This window comes from Carnobacterium jeotgali MS3, from assembly GCF_000745125.1.
Taxonomy (GTDB): domain Bacteria; phylum Bacillota; class Bacilli; order Lactobacillales; family Carnobacteriaceae; genus Carnobacterium_B; species Carnobacterium_B jeotgali.
In genome coordinates this window covers 343,625-366,436 of sequence record NZ_JQNF01000003.1, presented here as the reverse complement: position 1 = coordinate 366,436, position 22,812 = coordinate 343,625, and the positions used below count along the sequence as shown (strand labels likewise).

Genomic DNA, 22,812 nt, shown 5'->3' with positions numbered 1-22,812 from the left:
AAAAAAATAAGATGCATAATGGTTATCTGAAATATAGGTAATAAGAAAACTGTCAGCTAGGAGAGAGTAGCATATGATTAATCAACTAAGGAAAAAGGGAATAGCTAGCTCTATTAGTATGGATGGGAATACTATTTTTTTGTATTAATGATTAGTGAACAGTATTAAAATTTTAATCAGGTTCGAGTACTTCTGATTCTTTTTTGTTGGATAGGAAGTTGGTCTACAAAATAGTTTATTTACTAAGAAGAAAAAAATAGATGGTGAAGAAATTAGACGAATTGAAAAAAAAAAAAGAAATTTATAGTTGGTTTATTACTAAGACTAATTTTATAATGAGAGTATACTAATATAGAGGTGTAAAATGATTGAAGAATTTGTAGATTCTATACTATTAATTTTAAGAGTGATCTTGTCTCTTCTGTTAACGACTATTACGCAAAGTCATATGCCACAATTAGATTTTTTAACCGTAGGCCCTGATATTTATTCTTGGAGCTATTTTTTAATACTTTATTGTGGTTACTTTTTTATTGTGTCTAAAGTGATTTCATATCTTTATGATATAGATTGAAATTATTTTGATAGCAGCACTAGTGCAAACAAAATTTCTAGGAGGGAACTCATGAGAAAACCCCATGCTCTAAAAAAGGGAGACAAAGTAGCCGTAATAAGCCTTTCAAGCGGGATTCTAGGTGAAGAATCCTGTGCCCACCAACTTAATTTAGGAACAAAACGGTTAGAAGAATTAGGGTTAGAAGCTGTTTTTATGACAAATACACTTAAAGGAACAGAGTATCTAAGAGATCATCCAGAGGCGCGAGCCCAAGATCTTAAAGACGCTTTTCAAGATACAACGATTAAAGGGATAATAGCAGCGATTGGAGGCGACGATACCTACCGTTTACTGCCGTACCTATTTGAAGATACAGCGTTTATACATAATGTTCAAGAAAATTCAAAATTATTTACTGGCTTTTCTGATTCGACGATCAACCATTTGATGTTTTACAAATTAGGAATGGTTTCCTTTTACGGACCTAGTTTTATTACAGACATCGCAGAATTGGCTACTGAATTATTGCCTTATACAAAAAAGACTTTACAAAGTTATTTAAAAGGTCATGAACAAAAAGAAATCTATTCAAGCCCATTCTGGTATGAAGAGCGGAGTGATTTCTCCAAAAAAGCCTTAGGAAAACAGCGTGTGCAACATACTGAAAAGCATGGCTATGAGGTTTTACAAGGAACTGGAGTCTTTTCAGGTTCATTGCTGGGTGGGTGCATAGAAAGTTTCTGTGATCTATTAGTTGGAGAACGGTATCCAGATGAAGCAGAAATTTGTAAAAAATATCAACTCTTTCCTTCAATAAATGAATGGAAAGGAAAAATTTTATTTCTAGAAACCAGTGAAGAAAAACCGACTCCTGGTGTATTAAAGAAGATGTTGGAAACCTTAAAAGAAAACGGGATTTTTTCTGTCATCAACGGATTGATCATTGGTAAACCACAAGATGAAGCTTACTACGAAGAGTATAAGAATATCTATCTAAATGTAATAGACGATGAAAAGTTGCCAATTTTGTATAATGTTAATTTCGGTCATGCTTATCCAAGATGTGCATTGCCTTATGGAATAAAAGCAACTCTGAATCTAAATGAAAAAACCATTCTACTAGACGAGCCATATTTTCAAAAAAACTAAGAACTCAACTAAACAATTAACAGATGCACTACTAAATGGGTATTGAGGCATTTATTGTCTTGATTCCTATTTTTTTAGGCTGCATTTCATTTGAAAGTAATGTGCACGTTACAGTGGAGGGGGCATTGGGCTCCACTGTAACATGGAAAAGCGTTGCACGAACAAGTGACGAGTTAAATTGTTGTCACTGTATCATGGAAGTAGGTTGCATGTTACAGTGAAGCAGAAAAACCAGCTCACTCTATCAAGCAATCCCAAAAAAAGACCGTAAAAAACCGTTTAGTTAATTAATTTTGCACATTGACAAGCTAAGGGGTTGTACCGTATTCTATAGCTATAAAACATAAGAAGAAGTTGCGATACAGAAGAAGTAGAAGGAGCAAGAGGATGCGGTTAGATAAATTATTATTTGAAACAGGGTTTGGTTCACGCCGTACAGTCAAACGACTACTCAAAAGCAAGCAAGTTCAAGTGAACGGCCAGACGATTATGGTGGATAGTCTTAATGTAGATCCGCAAATGCAAGAAGTGACCGTTGCTGGAGTACCTATCGATTACCAGCCACATGTCTATTATATGTTGCATAAGCCAGCAGGCGTGGTTAGTGCAGTGTCCGATGCGGTGAATCAGACAGTTATTGATTTAATTGAACCTTCACAACGCGTGCCAGGTTTATTTCCAGTGGGACGTTTAGATAAAGACACAGAAGGATTGCTTCTGTTGACCAATAATGGACAATTGGGTTATCAATTGTTGATTCCAAAAAAAGAAGTGACTAAATGCTATGAAGTCGTGGTCAATGAACGAGTAACAGATGACGACCAATTAGCCTTCACGGCGGGCATTGTTTTTGACGGAGGTGTCATATGCAAGCCAGCTCAGTTGACCATTCTTAGTCAAAGTGACACTGAAAGCAGAGTGTTATTGGAAATTAGCGAAGGCAAATTTCATCAAGTGAAAAAGATGTTTTTATCTGTTGGGAAAAAAGTTATTTACCTGAAACGACTTTCAATGGGTCCTTTGCAGTTAGATAAAACATTGTCGCTGGGATCTTACCGTCCCTTACATGCAGAAGAGTTAGTAGCTCTAAAACCATATTTTAAATAATACATTGAGACTAACGGTGCGAAGTAAAGGAGACTAACTATGATTATCTTGGGTATGAAAGTATCATTTCTCATTTACAACTCTTATTCGTTAAAAGATAAACGCAGTGTAATAAAGAGCATTATTAAAAAATCTCAAAATAAGTTCAATGTCAGTATTTCTGAAGTTGAAGCTCAAGATACGTTGAACCAAGGTGTATTGGGAATAGCTGTAGTGAGCAACAATCGTAAGTTGAGCCAACAAATATTGGATCAAGTAATCCAAGAGATTGAAGACAACGGAGAAGTTGAAATCCATTCCATTGAACGAATAGAACTCTGAGGATAGTACGATAAAATTTTACAAATAATGTCCGTATGTTACATAAACCCCATTTAAGTTCTATAAATTTACGCATACGGAACGTGCTTAATCCAATTGTAACTACCATGAGGATTAACAATAATTGATGAGTTTAGTAGAAATATTTGAACAATCAAAAAGAGGAACAAAGGAATCTAACCGTCCTTTGTTCCTCTTTTAATTTTAGTCCTCTTCCATAGGAAAGGGCGTTTCAGCTCGAACATTTAAATACTCATCACGGAAAGGGTGATCCGACTCACTTTGCCATGGTTTGACATGACCGCTATAGTGAATCAAAGCGGGTTCATTACGAGCTTCTGTGTATTCTAGGTTCCCAATTTTAGTTGGGTGTTTTTTTTCTTTCGTGATAATGTAGGCTTGTGCATTCCATCTAGGATGAAGAACCAACCAGCGGTCATGCAAAATAGCATTCAGCGCATCTTGGTCGTGGAATCTTAACTCATCTGAATTTTCAGTAGCAAATTTTAGCACTTGCTCAGATATCTTTTCTGCGCGCCACTTTTCAACATCAATAATCATCATACCAGAATTAAAATAAGTATTTGACTCAGCGTCAATTTCCATTGCATCTAATCGGGCATGGAAACCAGCATCTTCAACGGCTGCTAATAAGTTGTCACCTAAATCGATGTTCCAAATATTTTCAATATCTTCCTTAGCAATGATATCGCAATCCAAATAAATAGCTCGTTTAATAACGGTATGTTTAAGGTAGTTAGGAATCGCAATTCTGAAGTAAGCCGTTTTAGGAATACGGTCGCTTTCTACCATATCTTCAAATTTGAGCGTATCAATTTGCAAATAGCTTATCGAAGCATTGTATTCATTTATCATGCGGTTTAGAGCATCTTTAGAGGTCAAAGATATATTGTCGTCGATCACATAAAAGTTGATCTTTGTTTCGTCTTTTTTTGTTTTTAAAATCGATAAAAATAATGTCGCTAAATGAGGCACAAATCCGTCATCTGTAGCTGAAACAATTGTAATATCTTGATCAATCATAGTGTTTTCTCCTTTATAAGCACAGAACTAATGGGTTCTTTTGTGCCAGTTAATAGGTAATGAGTGATTTAAGCATAAGCTTTTGCTGCCAAATAATCAAACAAAACGCCTAGCTTATGGTAATAGACCAAGGAAATATGCAAAACAGCTGTTTGGTAAAAGAGCAATATTACGAGTATACTGATAATGAATAAATTATCCAAACAAAGGAGGTGTGAGAAATGACGGTTGGAGTGCAAGCGATATATATGAATTTACCGGTTAAGGATCTTACGAAATCGATTGCTTTTTTTAGTGCACTTGGATTTGAGTTCGATGAAAATTTCAAAGATGACAAAGGTGCGAGCTTAATTATTAATGAATCAATTTTTGTGATGCTGTTAACAGAAGCATTTTTTACGAGTTTTACCCATCTGGGAATAGCCGATACTTCAAAGGAAAATGAAGTGATTATTGCTATCCAAGTGGAATCAAAAGAAGTAGTTGATGAATTATTGACCAAAGCTATTAACAATGGAGCAGTAGACAAAACAACTAAATTAAGTGACGAAGAAGAAGCTATGATGTACTATCGCCGTTTTAAAGATCTAGACGGACATCTATGGGAAGTCATGTATGCAGATATGAGTGGAATGCAAGCTTAAGTATCAAATGAAGAGGCATAAGAAGTTAAATCTCTTATGTCTTTTTTGCCGATTTTACGAATGGATTGAAATACGGTAGAATAGGACTAAACGGTAATGAAAGAGTTACTTGATAATTACAGCTTTAACGAATGGACCATCGCCACATATGGCTGATGATGTGACACTCAACTTACCCGATTAACTTGTTTCTTCTATTATAAGTAAAGCTATAAGTAAAGCGGTTTCCTCTAAAATGAATAAAGACTTAAAAAATAATGATTCTCTCTTTTTAAGACAAATGAAAAAGACGCAAAAAATTTATGGAACAGATCCTCTCCAACATTTGGTTTCAGTCTGTGCTAACTATTTTACTCAATCGTTGACTGTTGAAGAGGCACTAAAACTGAAAAAAACAGCACAATAAATAAAAAGGAAGACGAATGAGGGGGCTTTAAAATGGCTGAAAATAAACTGCAAGAAACAGCAGGAAATGTTTCAAAATTTGTAGAAGAAATTGAAGACGAGAAGAAGCGTCAAGATGCACATCAGTTGATTCAATTATTTAGTGCAGAGACAGGTTATGAACCTAAAATGTGGGGAGCGAACATTATTGGTTTTGGTCGCTATCATTACAAATATGCAAGCGGTCATGAAGGGGATGCTGCTCCAATTGGCTTTTCCCCTAGAAAAGCGCAAATCAGTATTTATCTTTCTCAACCAGAAGACGAAATAAGAGAAGAAAAGCTTAGCCGATTAGGTAAGCATAAAATGGGAAAAGGTTGTTTGTACATTAAAAAAGTTTCTGACATTGATCCAGCTGTATTGAAAGAGTTAGTACAAGACAGCGTTAACTACATTAAAAAAACTTATCCTGATTCAAAATAAGGGTTAGCATAAAAAAAGTTGTTTGGTAAATTTAAGAAGATAAGGTGAGAGAAAATTGACAAAATTAATGATTGATACAACGTGTGATCAAAACTTAGAAATGGAGCAGCAGTATGATTTTGATGTTATTCCTCTGAGCATAACGTTAGAAAATCAAACGTATTTGGATGGTGAGGAAATAACAGTAGACGCAGTTTACGAAGCGATGCGCTCAGGAGTAGTGCCAAAAACGTCTCAAATTTCGTATGAATCTCTTACGAAAGCAGTAGATAAAAATATTCTAAAAAATGAAGATATGATTTATCTGACTTTTTCATCAGAAATGTCTGGAACGTATCAATTTGCTTACCAGATCATTGAAGAATACAAAAAGACTAACCCCGAGCGGAAAATTGCGTTAATCGATTCAAGAGGTGGAGCTGGCGGAGGAGCTTTGATTGCGCTGCAGGCTTTAAAAATGATTGAAGCTGGTGAATCGTTTGAAAAAGTTGTTAGCCAAATGGAATGGAATATCGAACATGTCCACTATAAATTCACCTTAAGAGAATTAGATTGGCTGGTTAAAGGCGGACGTGTGAACAAAACGGCTGGCTACGTAGGAACAGCGCTGAATATCAAACCTTATTTAACAATCAAAGATGGCTTTATACAATTGAGCAAACTCGTTCGTGGGGAGAAAAAGCTCTACAAGAAACTAATTGACGATGTGAAACAAGGGGCCGACAACTTTAAAGATCAAACCATTGGCATTAGTCATGGCGATGATGAAGAAACAGCTAGGAAAGTTGAAGCAATGATTAAAAAAGCACTACCAGATTGCCAAACGCAAGTATTTAGAATTGGTGCAGTGCTTGGAACGCACATTGGAATCGGCGGTATTGGTGTCTTTTACTTTGATGAACGCCCAGAATGGTATCAAAACTAAAAATAGTTCACTCTTTTCGGATTGCACGATAGAGTGAACTGTTTTTTTTGCGTCACTGTATCGTGCAGTCGGGTTCCATGATACAGTGAGACCACGTTCATGCGTCACTTGTTTGTGCAAGACCTGTGCAGGATACAGTGAAACCAAATTTTCTCTCCACTGTACCATGCAAACTGCCGGTCGGCTTCAGCGACATAGCTAACTATACAAAAAAAGACTCGAGACAACTTGAAGAAGTTATCTCGAGTCTTTTTGTATGATTAAAGCGGGTGTTGAGTTGTTTTGAACTGACTTTTTAAAAAGATAAAGGTAACTACAAACGCCAATCCCTCAGCAAGCGGAACAGATACATAAATCCCATTAAGTTCGAAAATAGGAGACAGGATTAAAATTAAAGGAATCAAAAAGATGATTTGGCGGGCTAAATTTAAAAAGCTGGCCAATCGCACTTTTCCGACAGCTTGAAAGTAACTAGCCCAAACAATTTGGATACCAACTAGTGGGAAAGCAGCGGTCCATATGCGAATAGCGTTGACACCTAAGTCAACAACGGCTGTTTCTTGGTTAAATAAGGTAATGACAAATTCAGGATAAAATTGAAAAACCAAGAAACCAATAGTACTGATGATTCCACCAATAATGCTGGCTATTTTCAACGCTTCTTTTACACGGTCGGTTCGATCCGCACCTGTATTGTAACTGATAATGGGTTGCAGACCTTGAATCAACCCAGAAACCATCATAATAATGATAGTTGTTGCACTGGTGATGATTCCCGCAACGGATATGGCGATATCTCCGCCATATGCAACTAAACTGGCATTGATGACAATATTCAGTACACTATTAGCAATTTGAAGTAAGAATGCTGGTATGCCAGTAGTTAAAATGTCTTTTACATAAGCTGCCTTTAGTTTCATATTTTGAATGGCCAATTGAACATTGGCTTTAGGTCCTAAGAAATAAGCAAGTTGCCAAGTCATCGAAAGAAATTGACCACCAATTGTTGCATAAGCAGCTCCTTTCATACCCCAACCCATTTGTACGATAAAGATGTAATCAAAAATGATATTAAATCCAGCACCAATCATCATACTGATCATGGAGTTGCGTGGATTTCCATCTGCTCTTGAAAAATTGTTCAAGGCCATCGCGACACTTTGGAAGACAGCACCATATAAAATGACGCTTAGGTAATCTGTAGCATAAGGCAGAACAGCACTGCTGGCACCTAGGATACGTAAGATAGGTTCGATAAAAACGTTCCCTAAAATCATAAAGAGCAGTCCAGCCATGATAGCTAATGTTACTCCGTTTCCTAAAAAGAATTTAGCTTTTTCATTTTCTTTTTTACCCAGACTAATGGAGAAACGAGTCGATCCTCCAACACCTACCATTAAGGCAAATGCCAGTAAGACTAATGTCACCGGGTATGTAATAGAAACAGCAGCTAATCCCATAGAACCTAATTCCGGATCATTCCCAATAAAAATACGGTCAACGATGTTATAAATAGCATTAACCAACATCCCAATAATGGCTGGTATTGAAAACTCTGCTAACAGTTTTGGAATAGAATCTGTTTCGAGCCGATTTTTATTAATAATCATGCACCTTCTTTTCAAAAAAATTGTGTAAACACTCGTTAAAATATAACAATGATAGGAGTTTAAGTCAATGGAAAAAGTCTTTTAAATGTTGGTAAGATAGGAATGTTAACTTTTTTGTGTGGAAAACAGTTAATTGACAATGCGTATTATTTTGTTTAAAAAATTACATCAGCTATACTAATGAGTGTAAAGACACATTATAAAGAAGAGGAGATGTTGAGTATGAACAATGTAACAAATTCATTTAATTCTGGCTTAAATTCTTTTTTTGATTTTCTGCCAACACTTTTAGGAGCTATCTTGCTATTATTACTTGCATGGATTATTGCTACAGTAGTTAAAAAGGCTGTTCAAAAAGGATTGAAAGCAGCCGGATTTGGCAAACTATTAACTAAATGGGGTGTATCGAATTCGCAAGAACAAGCGGATAAAACCATCGACTCCTTAGCACAAGTCCTTTATTTCTTAGTATGGTTATTATTCTTACCAGGTATCTTAGGCATGTTGGGACTAGATGCAGTCGCTCGACCAATTTCTAATATGTTTGATACGGCTTTGAACTTCTTGCCTAACTTGTTCGCAGCTATCGTCATCATTGCTATTGGAGTAATTGTGGCTCGTTTTGTTAAAAATCTCGTTTACAACTTAGCTTTAACATTAGATGTTGATAAATGGGTATCTAAACTTACAAGTTCTAAAACAGATATAGATGCAACACCAAGTGCTAGCCAAAAGAGTACAATGGCTAAAGTATTAGGAAACATTGTTTATATTATTATCTTGATTCCAATCGTTACGATTGCTTTAGAAACATTGAATATTGACTCGATTTCTCGTCCAATCGTTGGCGTATTAAACCAAGTTTTAGCGGCTATTCCAAATATTATTGTAGCGGTAATCTTATTAGCTGTTGGAATCGCTATTGCTAAATTTGTTGGTGAATTGTTAACTGATTTACTTTCAAGTTCAGGTATCAATAACTTAACAAGATACGTGAAAAATTCAGGAAATATGAATTTTGATTTAGCTAAGATTATTGGCCAAATTGTTGCTGTCGTTATTGGTGTGTTCTTCTTAGTTGAAGCTTTAAATGTATTAAACTTAAAAGTCTTAAACACTATTGGTCAAGCAATCATCGCATACTTGCCACTTGTTCTTAGTGCTTTAATCATCTTAGGAATCGGTGTTGTAGGTGGAACTGCATTAGGAGGATTAATCAAAAAATCAACTGGGAATAAATTTGCTGGTGAAATTTTGAAATATATCTTAATCGTTCTCTCTGTATTCATGGCATTAGATCAATTACAATTTGCTACAAGTATTGTTAACTTAGCCTTTATCTTAATCTTGGGTGCGTTATCTGTTGCCTTTGCCATTGCGTTTGGTATTGGCGGACGCGACTTCGCTAAAAGTCAATTGGCTAAATTAGATAGAAAAATGGATAAAGAAAATAATTCATCAAATGATCAAGGTCCTACTTTATAAACAAGTCAATTGATAAAAAGTCGAACTTCTAATCTAAGAAGTTCGGCTTTTTTTATTTTCCCACACAAACTGTCTAGTAAAGAATGGAAAAATACAAGAATTCAGATTTTATTTAAGGTTAATTTTATGTTACACTTAGAATATGCTGATACAGTGGGTACTTGCATGGATGGTTGATGAAAGCAAAAAACTGTTTTAAATCAAACTATTGGGTCTTCAGATATATAATAAAAAAGAGGGTTTGTTCCTAATCAATCATCTTTTTGTTTTCTTCAGCAATTCTTACCATGTATAAGCTAAATTACCAAAATAAGGAAGGAAGTGTCGTTTATTTGAATATACTTACAGAAAAATTTAAAGAAGTTTTACTCTCTGTTTTACCAATTGTTGTGATCGTTTTAATTTTACATTTCACTATAGCGCCACTTGAAACCAATTTATTGTTACGTTTTTTATTAGGTGCTTTATTTATTGTTGTTGGATTAGCCATTTTTTTACTGGGAACCGATATAGGAATTAGCCCGATTGGAACGAACTTAGGAAAAGGCATCGCCAAGAGCAATAAAGTTTGGATTGTCGCTATTGCAGGAGTCGTACTAGGATTCTTCATCTCAATAGCTGAACCCGATCTGCACATTTTAGCGAACCAGATCGCCGATGTGACTGGAGGAGCAATTCCGAATATGAGCATCTTGATTTATGTTTCTATTGGAATTGCAGTAATGATGACAATTGGATTGCTGCGTATTGTATTTAATATTCCGTTGTACAAATTACTAACTGGAATTTACACTGTCATCTTTTTACTAGCTTTATTTACATCAAATGAATTTTTAGCAATCGCATTTGATGCTTCAGGAGCAACTACAGGTGCGCTAACGGTACCTTTTATGTTGGCTTTAGCATTAGGTGTATCAAATTTGAAAAAAAATGGAAAAGCATCTGAAAAAGATAGTTTTGGTTTAGTGGCTATTTCTTCTTCAGGAGCCATTATCGCAGTAATGTTGATGAATATTTTTGGGAAACAAGATGAACTTTCCGGCAGTTTAGCAGTAGATTTAACGGGAACTGAATCGGTTATTGCACCATTTATTCATCATTTCCCTATTATTATGAAAGAAATATTGATTGCTTTAGTCCCTATTGTTTCTATTTTCTTGTTGTATCAATTCTTTTTCTTGAAATTATCGAAGAAAAAGCTAGCTAAAATTATGAAAGGTGTCCTTTACGTTTTCATTGGTTTAGTTATTTTCTTAGTTGGGGTAAATGCTGGTTTCATGGAGGTCGGAAGTGTGGTAGGATATACAGTAGCGGCATTGGACAGCAGTATTTTTGTCTTGATTGTTGCTTTCGTACTAGGAATCGTAACCATATTAGCTGAACCAGCTGTTTATGTTTTAACTCATCAAATTGAAGATGTAACAAATGGCTATGTAACAAGAAAAGTTGTTCTGACAGCCTTATCTATTGGTGTTGGATTAGCGGTTCTGTTATCTATGATTCGTATCTTAGTTCCAGGCTTACAATTATGGCACTTCATTTTACCAGGATACATTTTGGCTATTGGATTGATGTATGTCACGCCAAAAATGTTTGTCGGAATGGCATTTGATGCTGGTGGAGTAGCTTCTGGACCAATGACAGCAACCTTTATTTTAGCATTCGTTCAAGGAGCAGCTGAATCAATCGAGGGAGCAGATGTCTTATTAGACGGATTTGGTATGATTGCAATGGTGGCTATGATGCCAATTATTACTTTAGAAATACTTGGTATATTATTTAAAATTAAATCTCGTAAGGGAGGACTCCACGCGAATGAGTAATACAGTAATTGAAGGTATAGACTATGATTTGCTTTTCTTAGTTGTCAATAAGGGTGTAGGTAGTAGAGCCTTGCAAATTGCTAAGAAGACGGGTGTATCAGGAGGAACCGTTTTTCGAGGTTTAGGCACAGCATCAAATTCAGCATTAAAGTTTTTTGGTCTGGAAGAAGTAAGAAAAGAAATTTTAATGATGGCTGCTCGAAAAGATACAGCTGAAGAAGCATTGGAAGCATTAACTGAAAAATTACAATTAAAAAAAAGAAATAGAGGAATTGCATTTACGATCCCTCTTGCAAACTTATTAGGAAACCGGAATTGTGTCTATAATCAAGATGCTCACGGCAGAAAGGTTGAGGATAATATGCATCAAGCTATATTTACGATTGTTGATCGTGGTCAAGCAGAAGAAGTTATTGACGCGGCTGTTGCAGCTGGGTCTCAAGGAGGAACGGTTATCAATGCCCGTGGTTCTGGGAGTCACGAGACAAGCCGACTTTTCTCAATGGACATCGAACCAGAAAAAGAAGTCGTAATGATCCTTACAGAACAACACACAACAGATGCTGTAGTGGCATCAATTAGTAACGCACTAAAAATTGAACAACCCGGAAACGGCGTACTCTTCACAGTAGACGTAACCAACACAAGAGGCCTATTTTAATAAGGATGCGGAGTTCGGCGTTTAAATTTAACTATTTTAAAAGCAAAAAAACCAATTTATTTTAAGATAAATTGGTTTTTTTGCTTTTTTTATTGAATACTGAAGAAAAGTAAATTGAAAATAAATGCTATGTAGACTAATATATTAAGTATAGTTTGAGTTCGATATTTAAAGTTTCTTCAAAAGATGTGTTACTACATAAAGAGAACCATATGAAATGCTATCTGATATAAGATGGTTTATAATAACTATTAAGGAAGTTACAACTTAGAAAATTAAGAAATGATTATCTTTTTGAAAGAATAGCAAAGTAGGAAGAAGCAATAAGAGAGGAATAAACACTTATGGGTCTTAATGAGAAAGAAAAGTTAATTTTAGAATCAATTCGTGAGAATCCTTTTATACCGCAACAAGAATTGGCTGATACAATTGGGCTGTCTCGTTCAGCTACGGCCAATCTTATTTCAGGACTTGTGAAAAAAGATTATTTGTTGGGGAAAGCTTATGTGTTAAATGAAGAAGAACCCATCATTTGTATTGGTGGAGCGAATATCGATCGACGGTATTTAGTTAAAGATACTTTGATTCAAGGAACATCGCATAACGTACAATCGCGTACAAATGTTGGGGGAGCTGCACGTAACGTTGGAGAAAATTTAGGCCGTTTGGAAGATAAAGTCATGCTGTTTTCTGTAGTTGGAAATGACGTAGAAGGCAAAATGATTGAGAGCCATTCAGAACATTTTATGAATATTAAAGCGGTTGATACGATTGAAGGTTGCCCTTCAGGAACATTTATGGAGGTAATCGATAAAAATGGGGATATGGTCTTAGGTTTAGCAGAAGTCGATATCTTTGATAGAATGACACCTGAATGGCTTAATAAACATCTTTCGGTATTGAAACGCTCAAAATATATCATCATAGATTTGAATTGTCCCAAAGAGACTATTGAATTTATAAATGGATACGCCATTAAATATAATATTCCTGTTGCTTTATTAACTGTCTCAGTTCAACGTCTAGTTAATCTTCCAAGTTATTTAGATGGAATAAGAGTAATAATTACGAAGCATAACGAAACTGCAACTTATTTTGATATGACTATTGATACAGATGAAGACCTTAGAAGTGCTGTGAAAAAATGGTTAGACAAAGGGCTTGAAAACGTTGTTATCTCAAAAGGAAGTACCAAAGTTGCTTTTGGCAACCAGGAAAAAGGAATCCATATCATCAATTATTCAAGTAATCGAGATGACCACTACAATTGGGGTATAAATGAAGCCTTTTGTGCGGGTGTCATTCATAGTAGATTTCAAGGAAAATCCCTCATTGATAGTGTAGCTGTAGGATTGACGAATGCTTACTATACGTCTAATTCATTGTATGTTGTTCGACCAAACTTATCTAAAAACCAATTAGAAAATGAATATCATGCAAGTATAGAAAACGATATTTTTTACGAATAATTCGTGACTTTTGTTTGCTTTAGAAAAACCGAGATAGATTTACTAGATAAGATATGCTATCTTTAATGAAATATGAAGATGGTGAGGAATCAAATGATGAAAACGATTAAATTTATTGGAACAACACTAGTCGTAATAGTGGTATCTATTTTCGCAGTAATTGCCGGAATTAGTTTCTTCTCTGCTCCAGATAGCAGTGGATTATTTGGCTATAAAGGCTACACAGTAGTAAGTGGAAGTATGGAACCTAAAATAGCAGTTGGAGATTTTATTATTGTTGAAACGGATCCTTACGAGGAGGTTGAAATTAAAGATGTTGTGACCTTTGAATACAATTCGGAAATTGTTACCCATAGAGTTGTAGATAAAACAGAAGAAGGATTAGTCACAAAAGGGGATGCTAATAACATCCAAGACCAAGGTTTTGTGACAGAAGATTCTTATATAGGTATCAAAAAAATACGGATACCTTATTTTGGTTATATCATTACTTTTTTACAAAAACCAATTGCATTTGCTATAATTGTTGCTTTAATGGGTGTCTATCTTATTTATCTTTACCTTTATCCGACAAAAGAGGAAGACGAGAAAGAGTGATTTTAAATAAACAACTGTTTGCTAAAAGCAGAATTATCGAACTGTCACAAATTTGACAAAAAAATATTTATGCAAGATAAAACGTATTTATTAAATAGAAAGTGGATAAAGTTATCCGCTTTCTATTTTTTTGTTTGTTTTTTTAAGTAGTGTTCTAGGGCAGTACATAAAATTAATAGTAAAAACACTGAATTATTTAGTAAATTCCAATAAATATTAACAAATACAACCATATTTCTATAAATAAAACATTATTAGTTAAATAATGTAAAATTTAAGCTATTTTTATACATGAAATATACATATTATTCTTTTTTTAGTTAAACAAATGTTATTGATTTGTTTAAAATCATAAGTATTTTCACACAATATTATAACATATCAATTTAAAACGCCATCACAATGCAATTTGTTTGATTATCAAATTAAAAAATATTCTAAATAGAGCAAACTAAAGTTATATCTTAATAGATGCATATTTACAATTTTGAATAAAAACTATATTGATTGACTTAATTTTTATCCAGTACTATAGTTACGAGTGTTGAAATATAAGAAAATAATTAAAAGCCTGAATAATTCATAGATCTAATTTTTTTGGGAAAATAACGTTTATACATCGATTTGAGTTGAATTTTCTTTTTTCAACCGGTTTGTACTTGCGAAAACAGATTTCCTTTTGTTTTTTTAACGAAGATAGGGAATCTGGAGCTGTTTTTGGGCGCACGAATCCCTTGGTGATTCCATGTCTTTTTAAAAGCTGATTGCTATTTTACACTTGCCAACTGAGTTGCTGGATTTTGTCCAGTAACTGATAAAACAAGTCTTGATAGACATGGGAGGAGCTCATCCGTAAAAGCAATCTACGGCCACTGCGGACTAATTTACCCGCGACCTTGAACAGGCGGAGCCGCAATGTGTCGACTTGGAATGTCGCTTCCTTTTCAGGTAGACATATGGTCTTCATGAAGTTGACCAGGTTGTAAGCCAACAGGCTTACCATCATCCGTGCATGATTTTCCAAGAAGCTTGAGCTATCCGTCTTGTCGAAATAGAACCCATTTTTTGCTTCCTTGATGAAGTTCTCCATGGTGCCGCGTTTATGGTAAATCTGGAAGATGGTTTTCGCGGATAGTTCCTCGTGAAAATTAGTGACCACGTACTCGTGACTGAACACCAGCTGATTCGATTCCCGAGTCGATTTGATACAGATTCGACGTTTTTGGGACCAGCTATTGGCTTGATAGAACGCGGAATAGTAGTGGACTTCCCTTTCCTCCCAGGGATGGTCGTCCCCAACCAGGACAAAGGTTTCCGCTAGTTTTTCCACGACTTTATTTGATTTCAGGCGGATGACATAGAAACTTTCGTTGGATTCACACGTATCATAGACCTCGGGCGTCGCAAAGCCGCTGTCTCCCCGGACCAAAATATCAGTGCAGGGAAGGACTTGACGGTAATGTATGAGCATCGGTGCCAGAAAATCTTTTACACCTTTTGACGTATACACATTTCCAGAACGAAGTTCTGCTTTCAGAAAGTCTCCCGTAAGGCCATCGAAGGCTACCAACGGATGATAGCCCTGTGTGCCGTAATGGGCATTGTACTCAGTCTTTTCTTGATTCCCGAACGTATCCGAATGTGTGGAATCTAAATCGATGATCATTTGGGTATTGTTCCGTTCCATGCGGACCTTGTCCAGCATGGCTTGGTTCAGTTCCTGGAACTGTGCAATGTTCTCCTCGCTGATCCGGTCCCAGAAGCGGGATAGCGAGGCCTGGGAGGCGATGGCTTCCTTATCCAAAACCAACCGAAAAATGGGATCTTCCTTCAAGAGATTGGCGGATGAATCTGCGGAATATCCGGCAATCAACTGGAAGAGCAGCTGTTCGAGCAGGGAGATGTTGTCATGAGTCCAATAAATACGGTCCTCATTGAAGTGGAGGAATTGCTTCGCGAACGAATAAAATCCAAGCGAATTCATGAATTCCTTCACCAAGATGAGACCGGCATCTGACGAAAGATTACCACCGGTGTTTGACACCACCATTTTAGAGTTGAATTTTACGTGTTTTTCCTGTAATGTAGCCATTGAGAGAACCCCTTTCTTGGTTTAGTTTAGACACTTTAACCATAGCAGATTGGGGTTCTTTTTGTACACCCAAAGGGTGCGGTAAAAGAAAAGAAGAACCGTGCGTTAATAAGCTTTTAATAGAGTTTCAGAAATTCTATGAATTATTCAGGAAAAGATAACTGGAGGAGAATATAAAATGAAAAAAACATCAAAAAGCAGAATGAAAAAATTACCAATCTTATTAGGAACGTTATTAATCATCAGTGTAGCAGCATACGGAACACGTGCTTTCTTTTCAAATAGTGCTGATATACAAGGAGATATTCAATTGTCATTGGGTGATGTAAAAATTTCAACTGAAAATACAACTGATTGGAAATATGAACCAATTGCTACAACAACATCTAAACTAGATGTAAATGATAAATTAGGTGCAAATGTTGCTTCAGATGGTTCTATTGCAGATGCTGGAAATATTACAAATGTTCGACCTGGTGATTCATTTACAAAAACGTATATTATTGAAAATACAGGTTCACTTGATACAAAGGTGAATTTGAAATTAGCAAATATACCAGTTCCACTTTCATCAGTTAAAAATGATGTTAATTATTCAGATGGTCCGTTTACAATCAAAATACATGATTTAGAAGAAAATTTTAACCTTGAAGGTAAGAAAGATGGAATAGTTGATAAAAAAGAATTTACAGTAACTATTACTGTTGATCCAACTGTTGCCGATTCATATAACCCTTCACATAAAGAATTTCTTCCAGGTAATAAAACTACTGTAAATTATTTAAAAAATGTATTTAGCGTGAACGCTGTACAAACAAATAAAAAATAAAATGAAATAAATTTTAATAATGGATATATTAAAAGATGCTAGACTTTCGAGAAAACGGTTAGGAAATTATCTAATCGTTTTTTCTTAAGAAATTTTTTTATAAAGTAAGGGGGAGATTAGATATGAAAAAATTAAAAACTTGTTTAATTGTTTTAATTAAGATCAGTTTGATTTGTTCGGTTTTTTTTGTACTATCTCCTTCGTCAAAAGTACAAGCAATATTTAGTGACACAGCAAGTGTAAGTATGGGTATCAAATTAGAGTTAGGTACAGTAAGTTTAGTAACAAAGGACACCTCTAATATTACTGCTGCAAGTTTTACTGAAGGTGATTCTATTTTAATTGCTTCAAGTAAACTGGTAAATGAGGGTAGTTTATCCGCGAAGTTAGGCTATAAGGTCAATATAACAAAAGAAAATGGAGCAACAGTGACTTCTGCGGAACTAAAAGATACTTCAGTAACCATTAATTTTGGGACTGTAGCGAAAGAGGTAACTGCAAGTTCAGCATCTTTAAATACAAACAGCTTCATCTTTGCTAAAGACTCAAATAGTAAAGAAGTAATCCTGGAACCTAATTCAAAAGGTGAAATGCCTATCAAAGTGAGTTATAAAAGTACTGCTCCTACAAAAGATGAAAAAATAAAAGTTAGCGTCACGTTCAGATTGATTCAAGCAAATGCAGTAAATGCAAATGATCAACTGTTTTCTGATGAAGAAATATTAGAGAACACAGTTAGGCTTGTTCCAAAAACAAATGAAGAAAAAAGTTATTGGCCAGATAAAAGTACTTTTGTAGAAGCTATACATGGAAAATATAGTTATAGTTTAAAAAATATGAAAATGCTGTTTAGTGAAACCTACAATAGTTTTAATTCAACAACAAGGGATATCAAGAATTTGAATAAGGCTACTTTATACATTCAATTACCAGATAATGTACCCTTAACAACTACAGTTACTAAAAATAATGGTACAAAAGAAAACAAACCGACATATATTATTTCTCAACTGTCCACAGGTAATGAAGCTATCAAATCTAAATCTATAGAACTGAATGAAGAGCATCATGGCATAGTTATCACTTTTGAATTGGACGAAAGTTATTCCTACGATCCATCTAATTCGGATTCTTCCCTTAATTATGCAAATAAAGACAGGTTCGAACTAAGTTTAAATATTGAGATTCAAAAATATGGCATGTATGAAAACCAAAAATACGGTTATTATGACAATTCACATACTTATGATCAATTTTTTGCTACACGATTAGTTTTAAGTTCTGATTTAGTTTTACCTATAAATGGTGCGTATACGAAGTATGCTCAATTGCCAATTAAATTAACGAAAGATAAAGTGAATTTGACTTTTAAAAGATTTAATACAACTAATCCTGAATCGGCAGACCCTATAAACTTCAAAGATGTTCAAATTAATGCAAAAGATATTGGCATTGAAGTACAAGGAGGAAAGGAGAAACAAATAGTTTCTTTGCTAAATCCGGATAAGACATTCTCTTTGTGGTTAATGTCTAACGAAACATTAAATAATGCTGTCTTGAATGTAAAAATTACAGGAGATACAGGCAATACATTGATCATATCTCGAAAACTAATAAATGAGATTAAATCTCAATCTACAAATATGAGGTCAATGAAAGTTCCTTTAGTAGAGGAAAATAATAGTCAACAAATAGATACGAAAATCGCTGAAGAAGAACAAAGTTCATCAGCAAAAAGCTCTTTGACAAGTGATTCAAAAGGTGAAACTTCAGTTGAGAAAGTTACTGAAGAAAAAGTTACTGAAGAAAAAGTTATTGAAAAAACAAAAGAAGTTGAAGAAGACATTAATTCATCAGTTGTTGAGAGTACTGCTGAATGGAAAGAAAAAAATATTACTACTAAAGAAAAATTAGATGAATCTGCCACTGAAGCAAAACAAGAGATAAATAATTAAAAAATGCAAAAAAAGAGAACTAGACGAATTCGTCTAGTTCTCTTTTTTTTGCATTTTTTTTTAAATAAGACTTAATAAATAAAACTTTATGCCGATTATAGTAGTAATAGATAAAAATCTTGACATGATATTTCAATAAATGTAAGGGCTTCATTGTATAAAAATGATGTTAATATCCCGTTTAAACAAAAAACGCGACATTTTAAGCAAAAAGTAGTATATTTTTTGTATATAATAAATTAAAATTAGATAAGAGAAAGTGGTGTTTTTTATGAGAGTTTCTACTATGCATACTCCTACAAATAAAAAGAACACAATTTACCTTCGTTTAAGTTTAGTTGTACTATTTGGATGGATCCTATTCTTATCAGGATATATGTTTCACCCTATTTATGTTAAGGCAATGGATGGATTAGCCAGCGCTTATCATACAACTTTTTCATCAAAACAAGTGGAAAAGAAAGAACCTTATATGGCTGTTTTAACTCCTGGCAGCACAGAAAAAGAATTAATAGAAAAAGTAAAAGCTTTGAAAAAAGAAAAGAATCAAGAAATAACGGCTTTAAGCTACAAAGATTCGACTCTACAAACTGAAGTACCTAACGCTGAAAAAAAATTAAACTATAAAGCCGAAACAACAAGTGAAGGAATAAAAATGAGCAATTTTTACCACAATGAAAATGCGCTATCTGATACTGCGCTTTCTAGTAAATGGGATGTGAGTAAGAATAATTTTGACTTAATGAGTGGAGTCCTTACGATTCAGCTAAAAATTGAAGACGACTTGAGCACATTGGATATTTTGACTCAGTCGAAAGGTCTAATAGGATTGCTAATGACCTATAATGCTGAAAAAGAAATCAGCTCGATTGATCTTGAAATAAAAAGCGGCAAAGAAAATTATTTCTTTGATTCCAATAAATTAAACACATTAGTAAGTACGAAAATGATTTATTTTAACTAACAGAATGATTCCGATTCATTCAATGAAGAGAAGCGGAATCATTCTGTTTTTTTATGCTAACCATTCGTTAGTAACCGTTTTACTTAGAAAACTATGATACAATAAGACTAACTTATTATAGTGAACAAATCAGCTGAAGCAGCTAAAGGCAATTCGTTTTAGCTTGGTCAAGGAGGAATACGTATGTCAGGATGGACAATAGTAGGTATAATCGTAGCAATTGTATGTATTATCATTCTTTATTTATATTTACAAAATACACAACTACAACGAAAAAAAATTGAAATACAGCTCCCTTTTACAGAGAATAGTTTAAGCGGAACTAAGATTATTCACTTGAGTGATTTTCATTTGCCACGTCAAGGTGTGTCACTAAAGAAATTGATTGAAAAAGTAGCAAAAGAAAAACCAGATATGATTGCATTAACCGGTGATTTAATTGATGTACGAGCTGATTTCCCGCAAGAACAATTGGAGTATTTGTGTCGCGCCCTTGTTGAGATTGCTCCAACGTTTGCAGTAACCGGAAATCATGATTTAGGTTCAGGTCATTTGCAAAAGTGGGAAACAACCCTAACCTCCGCTGGTGTCAGGGTATTGATTGATGAAGCAGAGTGGTTGCCAGTCGGTGATGATGGAATAGTAGTGATGGGACTGTCTGAAAAAGAAGATTTTGATGCAACGCCAAAACCTATTTTGAGAGGTGTAATGATTGAAGAACCATTACGGACAAAACCGCGTATTTTATTGGCACATCGACCAGAATTGTTTGAAGAGTATTTAATGGATTTAACACGTGTTCCTGCTCTTACGCTTAGTGGGCATGCTCATGGTGGTCAAATTAGATTGCCTTTATTAGGCGGCTTATTTGCACCCGGACAAGGCAAGTTCCCGGCGTATACCAGTGGGATTTATTATGATCCTGAAATGCCTGCTTACCGAATGATGGTCAGCCGAGGAATTGGAAATTCTACGTTCCCATTGCGCGTTAATAATCGTCCAGAAATGGTCGTAATCGTTTTACATTAAGAAATTAAACTAGATAACGAAAAAGCGGCTAAATACAAAAAAATTGTGTTTAGTTGTTTTTTTGTTTTGTAAGTGTTTTCTTTTGAAGTTTCAGTCACTCTTGTTTACACTAAAGGTAACAAAGTTTAGGAGGCGGATAACGATGGTAGTAAGCTTATTAGACAGAATGGCACTAAACAACGGGTATACAATTCCAGGAATTGGTTTAGGAACATATGGAATGAAAGGTCAAGAAGCTGAAGATGCGGTTTTCTCAGCTATTATGAAAGGTTATCGTTTGATAGATACAGCTTCAATGTACGATAATGAAGAAGATGTTGGACGTGGAATCAATCGTGCGGTCAGTTCAGGTGTTTCTCGAGATGAAATTTTTGTGGTAACCAAAATCTGGAAAACAGCTGCTGGATTTGACAATGCAATTCAATCTTTTGAAGCTAGTTTAAAACGTTTAAATCAACCTTATGTAGACTTATTATTGATTCATTGGCCGGATAAAGATGCTGCTGTAAACTTAGATACATGGAGAGCTTTAGAAGATATCTATGAATCTGGCAGAGCAAAATCAATCGGTGTATCTAACTTTAGCAGAGGCGACTTGGCTGAATTATTAAAAGAAGTAAAAGTACGTCCAGCAGTCAATCAGTTTGAAATTTATCCAGGAAATCCAAATCAAGACTTAAACGACTATTGCGATTCTGAAAATATTGTATCAATGGCTTATAGCCCATTGAAAAGAGGGAATGTTAGTAAAGAGCGGCACTTAACAACAATTGGCGAAAAATATGGCAAGACTCCATCACAAGTAGCTTTGCGTTGGGATATTGAACGAGATGTCATTCCCATTCCAAAATCGGGCAACAAAGATCGGCTTCAGGAAAATGCCGAAGTGTTTGACTTTGCGTTATCTGATGAAGACATGAATACCATTAACAACTTAGATAAGCAAAATAGAGATCGAAATCCTAATAGTTTGATTCGTTCTGAAGTTATGAGATCTCGTAATCATAGAGAAAAGAAACAAGGACGTTAATAAAAAATAATCATTAAACTAATCATAAAAATGAATAAACTCGGCATTAAAGCGAGAAAATTATAATAGACCAATGAATAGTGTACTTTTTAAGCAACATTTATTCATTGGTTTTTTTTGTGGAAAAGAAAAAGGACAAATGTTTAAAAGTGGTATTTACCTCACCAAATAAATGTATTCATAATTTGCCTATTGTAGTGCAGATATTGAAATGAAAATTTGATTAGAAAGTGATATACTAATTTCACCTCATAAAAAGGAGTGAAGCCGTGAAAATAAAAAACAATTGTTTGCTATTTTTCAGTCTCTTTTCTAACTCCCAAATTACCCCTCCAAGCTCATCTACTAACCCTTAGGAACAAAAAAGTAGACCTATACCCCATATTTATACTTTTACGAATTAAATTTTATTTATCTATTTTTTTAAAACGATCACGTATACCTACGATTTGTCTGGCAAACTTATCTTTACGGATGGTTTTTTAACTTCTTTTATTCAATAAAGCTAGCTTTACACTTCTTCCCCATCTATTCACAATACCTCATGCCAAGTTGTGGTAGATTATGTCCCCGCATGCAAATTTTGCTTGTAAGTCCTCCTCGCAAGAATCGTCTATGCTAGTAGGCGGTTCTTTGTTTAACAGAAAGAACATTG

Annotated in this window: 20 protein-coding genes; 17 read left to right on the top strand and 3 right to left on the bottom strand. The window is 34.8% G+C overall.

All coding sequences use genetic code 11. The annotated features are described in order from the left end of the window. The first annotated feature begins 625 nt into the window (after positions 1 to 625). From BP18_RS01860 to BP18_RS01850, 3 genes are all read left to right on the top strand, one after another. On the top strand, positions 626 to 1,705 hold the full coding sequence (locus BP18_RS01860; RefSeq protein ID WP_007720550.1) for a S66 family peptidase: 1,080 nt from the start codon (positions 626 to 628) through the stop codon (positions 1,703 to 1,705). A 387-nt stretch (positions 1,706 to 2,092) separates the two neighbouring features. Then, a complete protein-coding gene (locus BP18_RS01855) occupies positions 2,093 to 2,812 on the top strand; it encodes a pseudouridine synthase (protein ID WP_029278350.1) in 720 nt (239 codons plus the stop codon). A 39-nt stretch (positions 2,813 to 2,851) separates the two neighbouring features. Further along, a complete protein-coding gene (locus BP18_RS01850; protein ID WP_007720544.1) occupies positions 2,852 to 3,133 on the top strand; it encodes a DUF503 domain-containing protein in 282 nt (93 codons plus the stop codon). Between the two features lie 204 nt (positions 3,134 to 3,337). Here BP18_RS01850 and BP18_RS01845 read toward each other — a convergent pair whose 3' ends face one another. Then, entirely contained in the window at positions 3,338 to 4,177 is an 840-nt protein-coding gene (locus BP18_RS01845; RefSeq protein WP_007720541.1) for a glycosyltransferase family 8 protein, read from the bottom strand. Positions 4,178 to 4,398: 221 nt separating this feature from the next. Here BP18_RS01845 and BP18_RS01840 point away from each other — a divergent pair, with 221 nt between their 5' ends. The 4 genes from BP18_RS01840 (at position 4,399) to BP18_RS01830 (ending at position 6,613) form a co-directional block, all read left to right on the top strand. Beyond that, positions 4,399 to 4,821 carry a VOC family protein gene (locus BP18_RS01840; protein WP_007720539.1) on the top strand — a complete coding sequence of 141 codons (423 nt, stop codon included), beginning with the start codon at positions 4,399 to 4,401 and terminating at the stop codon, positions 4,819 to 4,821. 235 nt (positions 4,822 to 5,056) lie between these two features. Further along, positions 5,057 to 5,227 (top strand): hypothetical protein, encoded by a 171-nt coding sequence (locus tag BP18_RS12515; protein ID WP_007720535.1) that lies wholly within the window; start codon positions 5,057 to 5,059, stop codon positions 5,225 to 5,227. A 32-nt stretch (positions 5,228 to 5,259) separates the two neighbouring features. After that, positions 5,260 to 5,688, top strand: coding sequence for a DUF1801 domain-containing protein (locus BP18_RS01835; RefSeq protein WP_007720527.1), 429 nt, complete (start codon positions 5,260 to 5,262; stop codon positions 5,686 to 5,688). Between the two features lie 55 nt (positions 5,689 to 5,743). Continuing rightward, positions 5,744 to 6,613 (top strand): DegV family protein, encoded by an 870-nt coding sequence (locus BP18_RS01830; protein WP_007720524.1) that lies wholly within the window; start codon positions 5,744 to 5,746, stop codon positions 6,611 to 6,613. A gap of 260 nt (positions 6,614 to 6,873) precedes the next feature. Here the strand turns inward: BP18_RS01830 and BP18_RS01825 are convergent, their stop codons facing one another. After that, positions 6,874 to 8,223, bottom strand: a complete 1,350-nt coding sequence (locus BP18_RS01825; RefSeq protein ID WP_029278348.1) for an MATE family efflux transporter — start codon at positions 8,221 to 8,223, stop codon at positions 6,874 to 6,876. A 222-nt stretch (positions 8,224 to 8,445) separates the two neighbouring features. Here BP18_RS01825 and BP18_RS01820 point away from each other — a divergent pair, with 222 nt between their 5' ends. The 5 genes from BP18_RS01820 to BP18_RS01800 all read left to right on the top strand — a co-directional run bounded on the left by BP18_RS01820 (position 8,446) and on the right by BP18_RS01800 (position 14,258). Then, the gene (locus BP18_RS01820; RefSeq protein ID WP_029278346.1) at positions 8,446 to 9,708 is read left to right on the top strand and encodes a mechanosensitive ion channel; all 1,263 of its coding nucleotides are present in this window, start codon (positions 8,446 to 8,448) and stop codon (positions 9,706 to 9,708) included. 332 nt (positions 9,709 to 10,040) lie between these two features. Further along, complete coding sequence (locus tag BP18_RS01815; RefSeq protein WP_029278344.1) at positions 10,041 to 11,531, top strand: DUF1538 domain-containing protein; 1,491 nt, start codon at positions 10,041 to 10,043, stop codon at positions 11,529 to 11,531. Next, positions 11,524 to 12,192: a P-II family nitrogen regulator gene (locus BP18_RS01810; protein ID WP_007725195.1), complete on the top strand. Its 669-nt coding sequence runs from the start codon at positions 11,524 to 11,526 to the stop codon at positions 12,190 to 12,192. Before BP18_RS01815 ends, BP18_RS01810 begins: the two co-directional genes overlap by 8 nt. A 344-nt stretch (positions 12,193 to 12,536) precedes the next feature. After that, complete coding sequence (locus tag BP18_RS01805) at positions 12,537 to 13,661, top strand: carbohydrate kinase (protein WP_007725192.1); 1,125 nt, start codon at positions 12,537 to 12,539, stop codon at positions 13,659 to 13,661. Positions 13,662 to 13,754: 93 nt separating this feature from the next. Beyond that, the gene (locus BP18_RS01800; RefSeq protein WP_231549410.1) at positions 13,755 to 14,258 is read left to right on the top strand and encodes a signal peptidase I; all 504 of its coding nucleotides are present in this window, start codon (positions 13,755 to 13,757) and stop codon (positions 14,256 to 14,258) included. 772 nt (positions 14,259 to 15,030) lie between these two features. On the opposite strand, the gene BP18_RS01795 is transcribed toward BP18_RS01800, so the two are convergent. Further along, entirely contained in the window at positions 15,031 to 16,350 is a 1,320-nt protein-coding gene (locus BP18_RS01795; RefSeq protein ID WP_029277029.1) for an IS1380 family transposase, read from the bottom strand. A 178-nt stretch (positions 16,351 to 16,528) separates the two neighbouring features. Between BP18_RS01795 and BP18_RS01790 the strand changes: the two genes are divergently transcribed. The 5 genes from BP18_RS01790 to BP18_RS01770 all read left to right on the top strand — a co-directional run bounded on the left by BP18_RS01790 (position 16,529) and on the right by BP18_RS01770 (position 22,157). Next, entirely contained in the window at positions 16,529 to 17,179 is a 651-nt protein-coding gene (locus BP18_RS01790) for a hypothetical protein (protein ID WP_007725185.1), read from the top strand. Between the two features lie 122 nt (positions 17,180 to 17,301). Beyond that, positions 17,302 to 19,134: a hypothetical protein gene (locus BP18_RS01785; protein WP_007725182.1), complete on the top strand. Its 1,833-nt coding sequence runs from the start codon at positions 17,302 to 17,304 to the stop codon at positions 19,132 to 19,134. A 286-nt stretch (positions 19,135 to 19,420) separates the two neighbouring features. Further along, positions 19,421 to 20,098 carry a hypothetical protein gene (locus BP18_RS01780; protein WP_231549409.1) on the top strand — a complete coding sequence of 226 codons (678 nt, stop codon included), beginning with the start codon at positions 19,421 to 19,423 and terminating at the stop codon, positions 20,096 to 20,098. 183 nt (positions 20,099 to 20,281) lie between these two features. After that, positions 20,282 to 21,127: a metallophosphoesterase gene (locus BP18_RS01775; protein ID WP_029276775.1), complete on the top strand. Its 846-nt coding sequence runs from the start codon at positions 20,282 to 20,284 to the stop codon at positions 21,125 to 21,127. A 142-nt stretch (positions 21,128 to 21,269) separates the two neighbouring features. Beyond that, positions 21,270 to 22,157 carry an aldo/keto reductase gene (locus tag BP18_RS01770; RefSeq protein WP_029276777.1) on the top strand — a complete coding sequence of 296 codons (888 nt, stop codon included), beginning with the start codon at positions 21,270 to 21,272 and terminating at the stop codon, positions 22,155 to 22,157. Positions 22,158 to 22,812 lie beyond the last annotated feature (655 nt).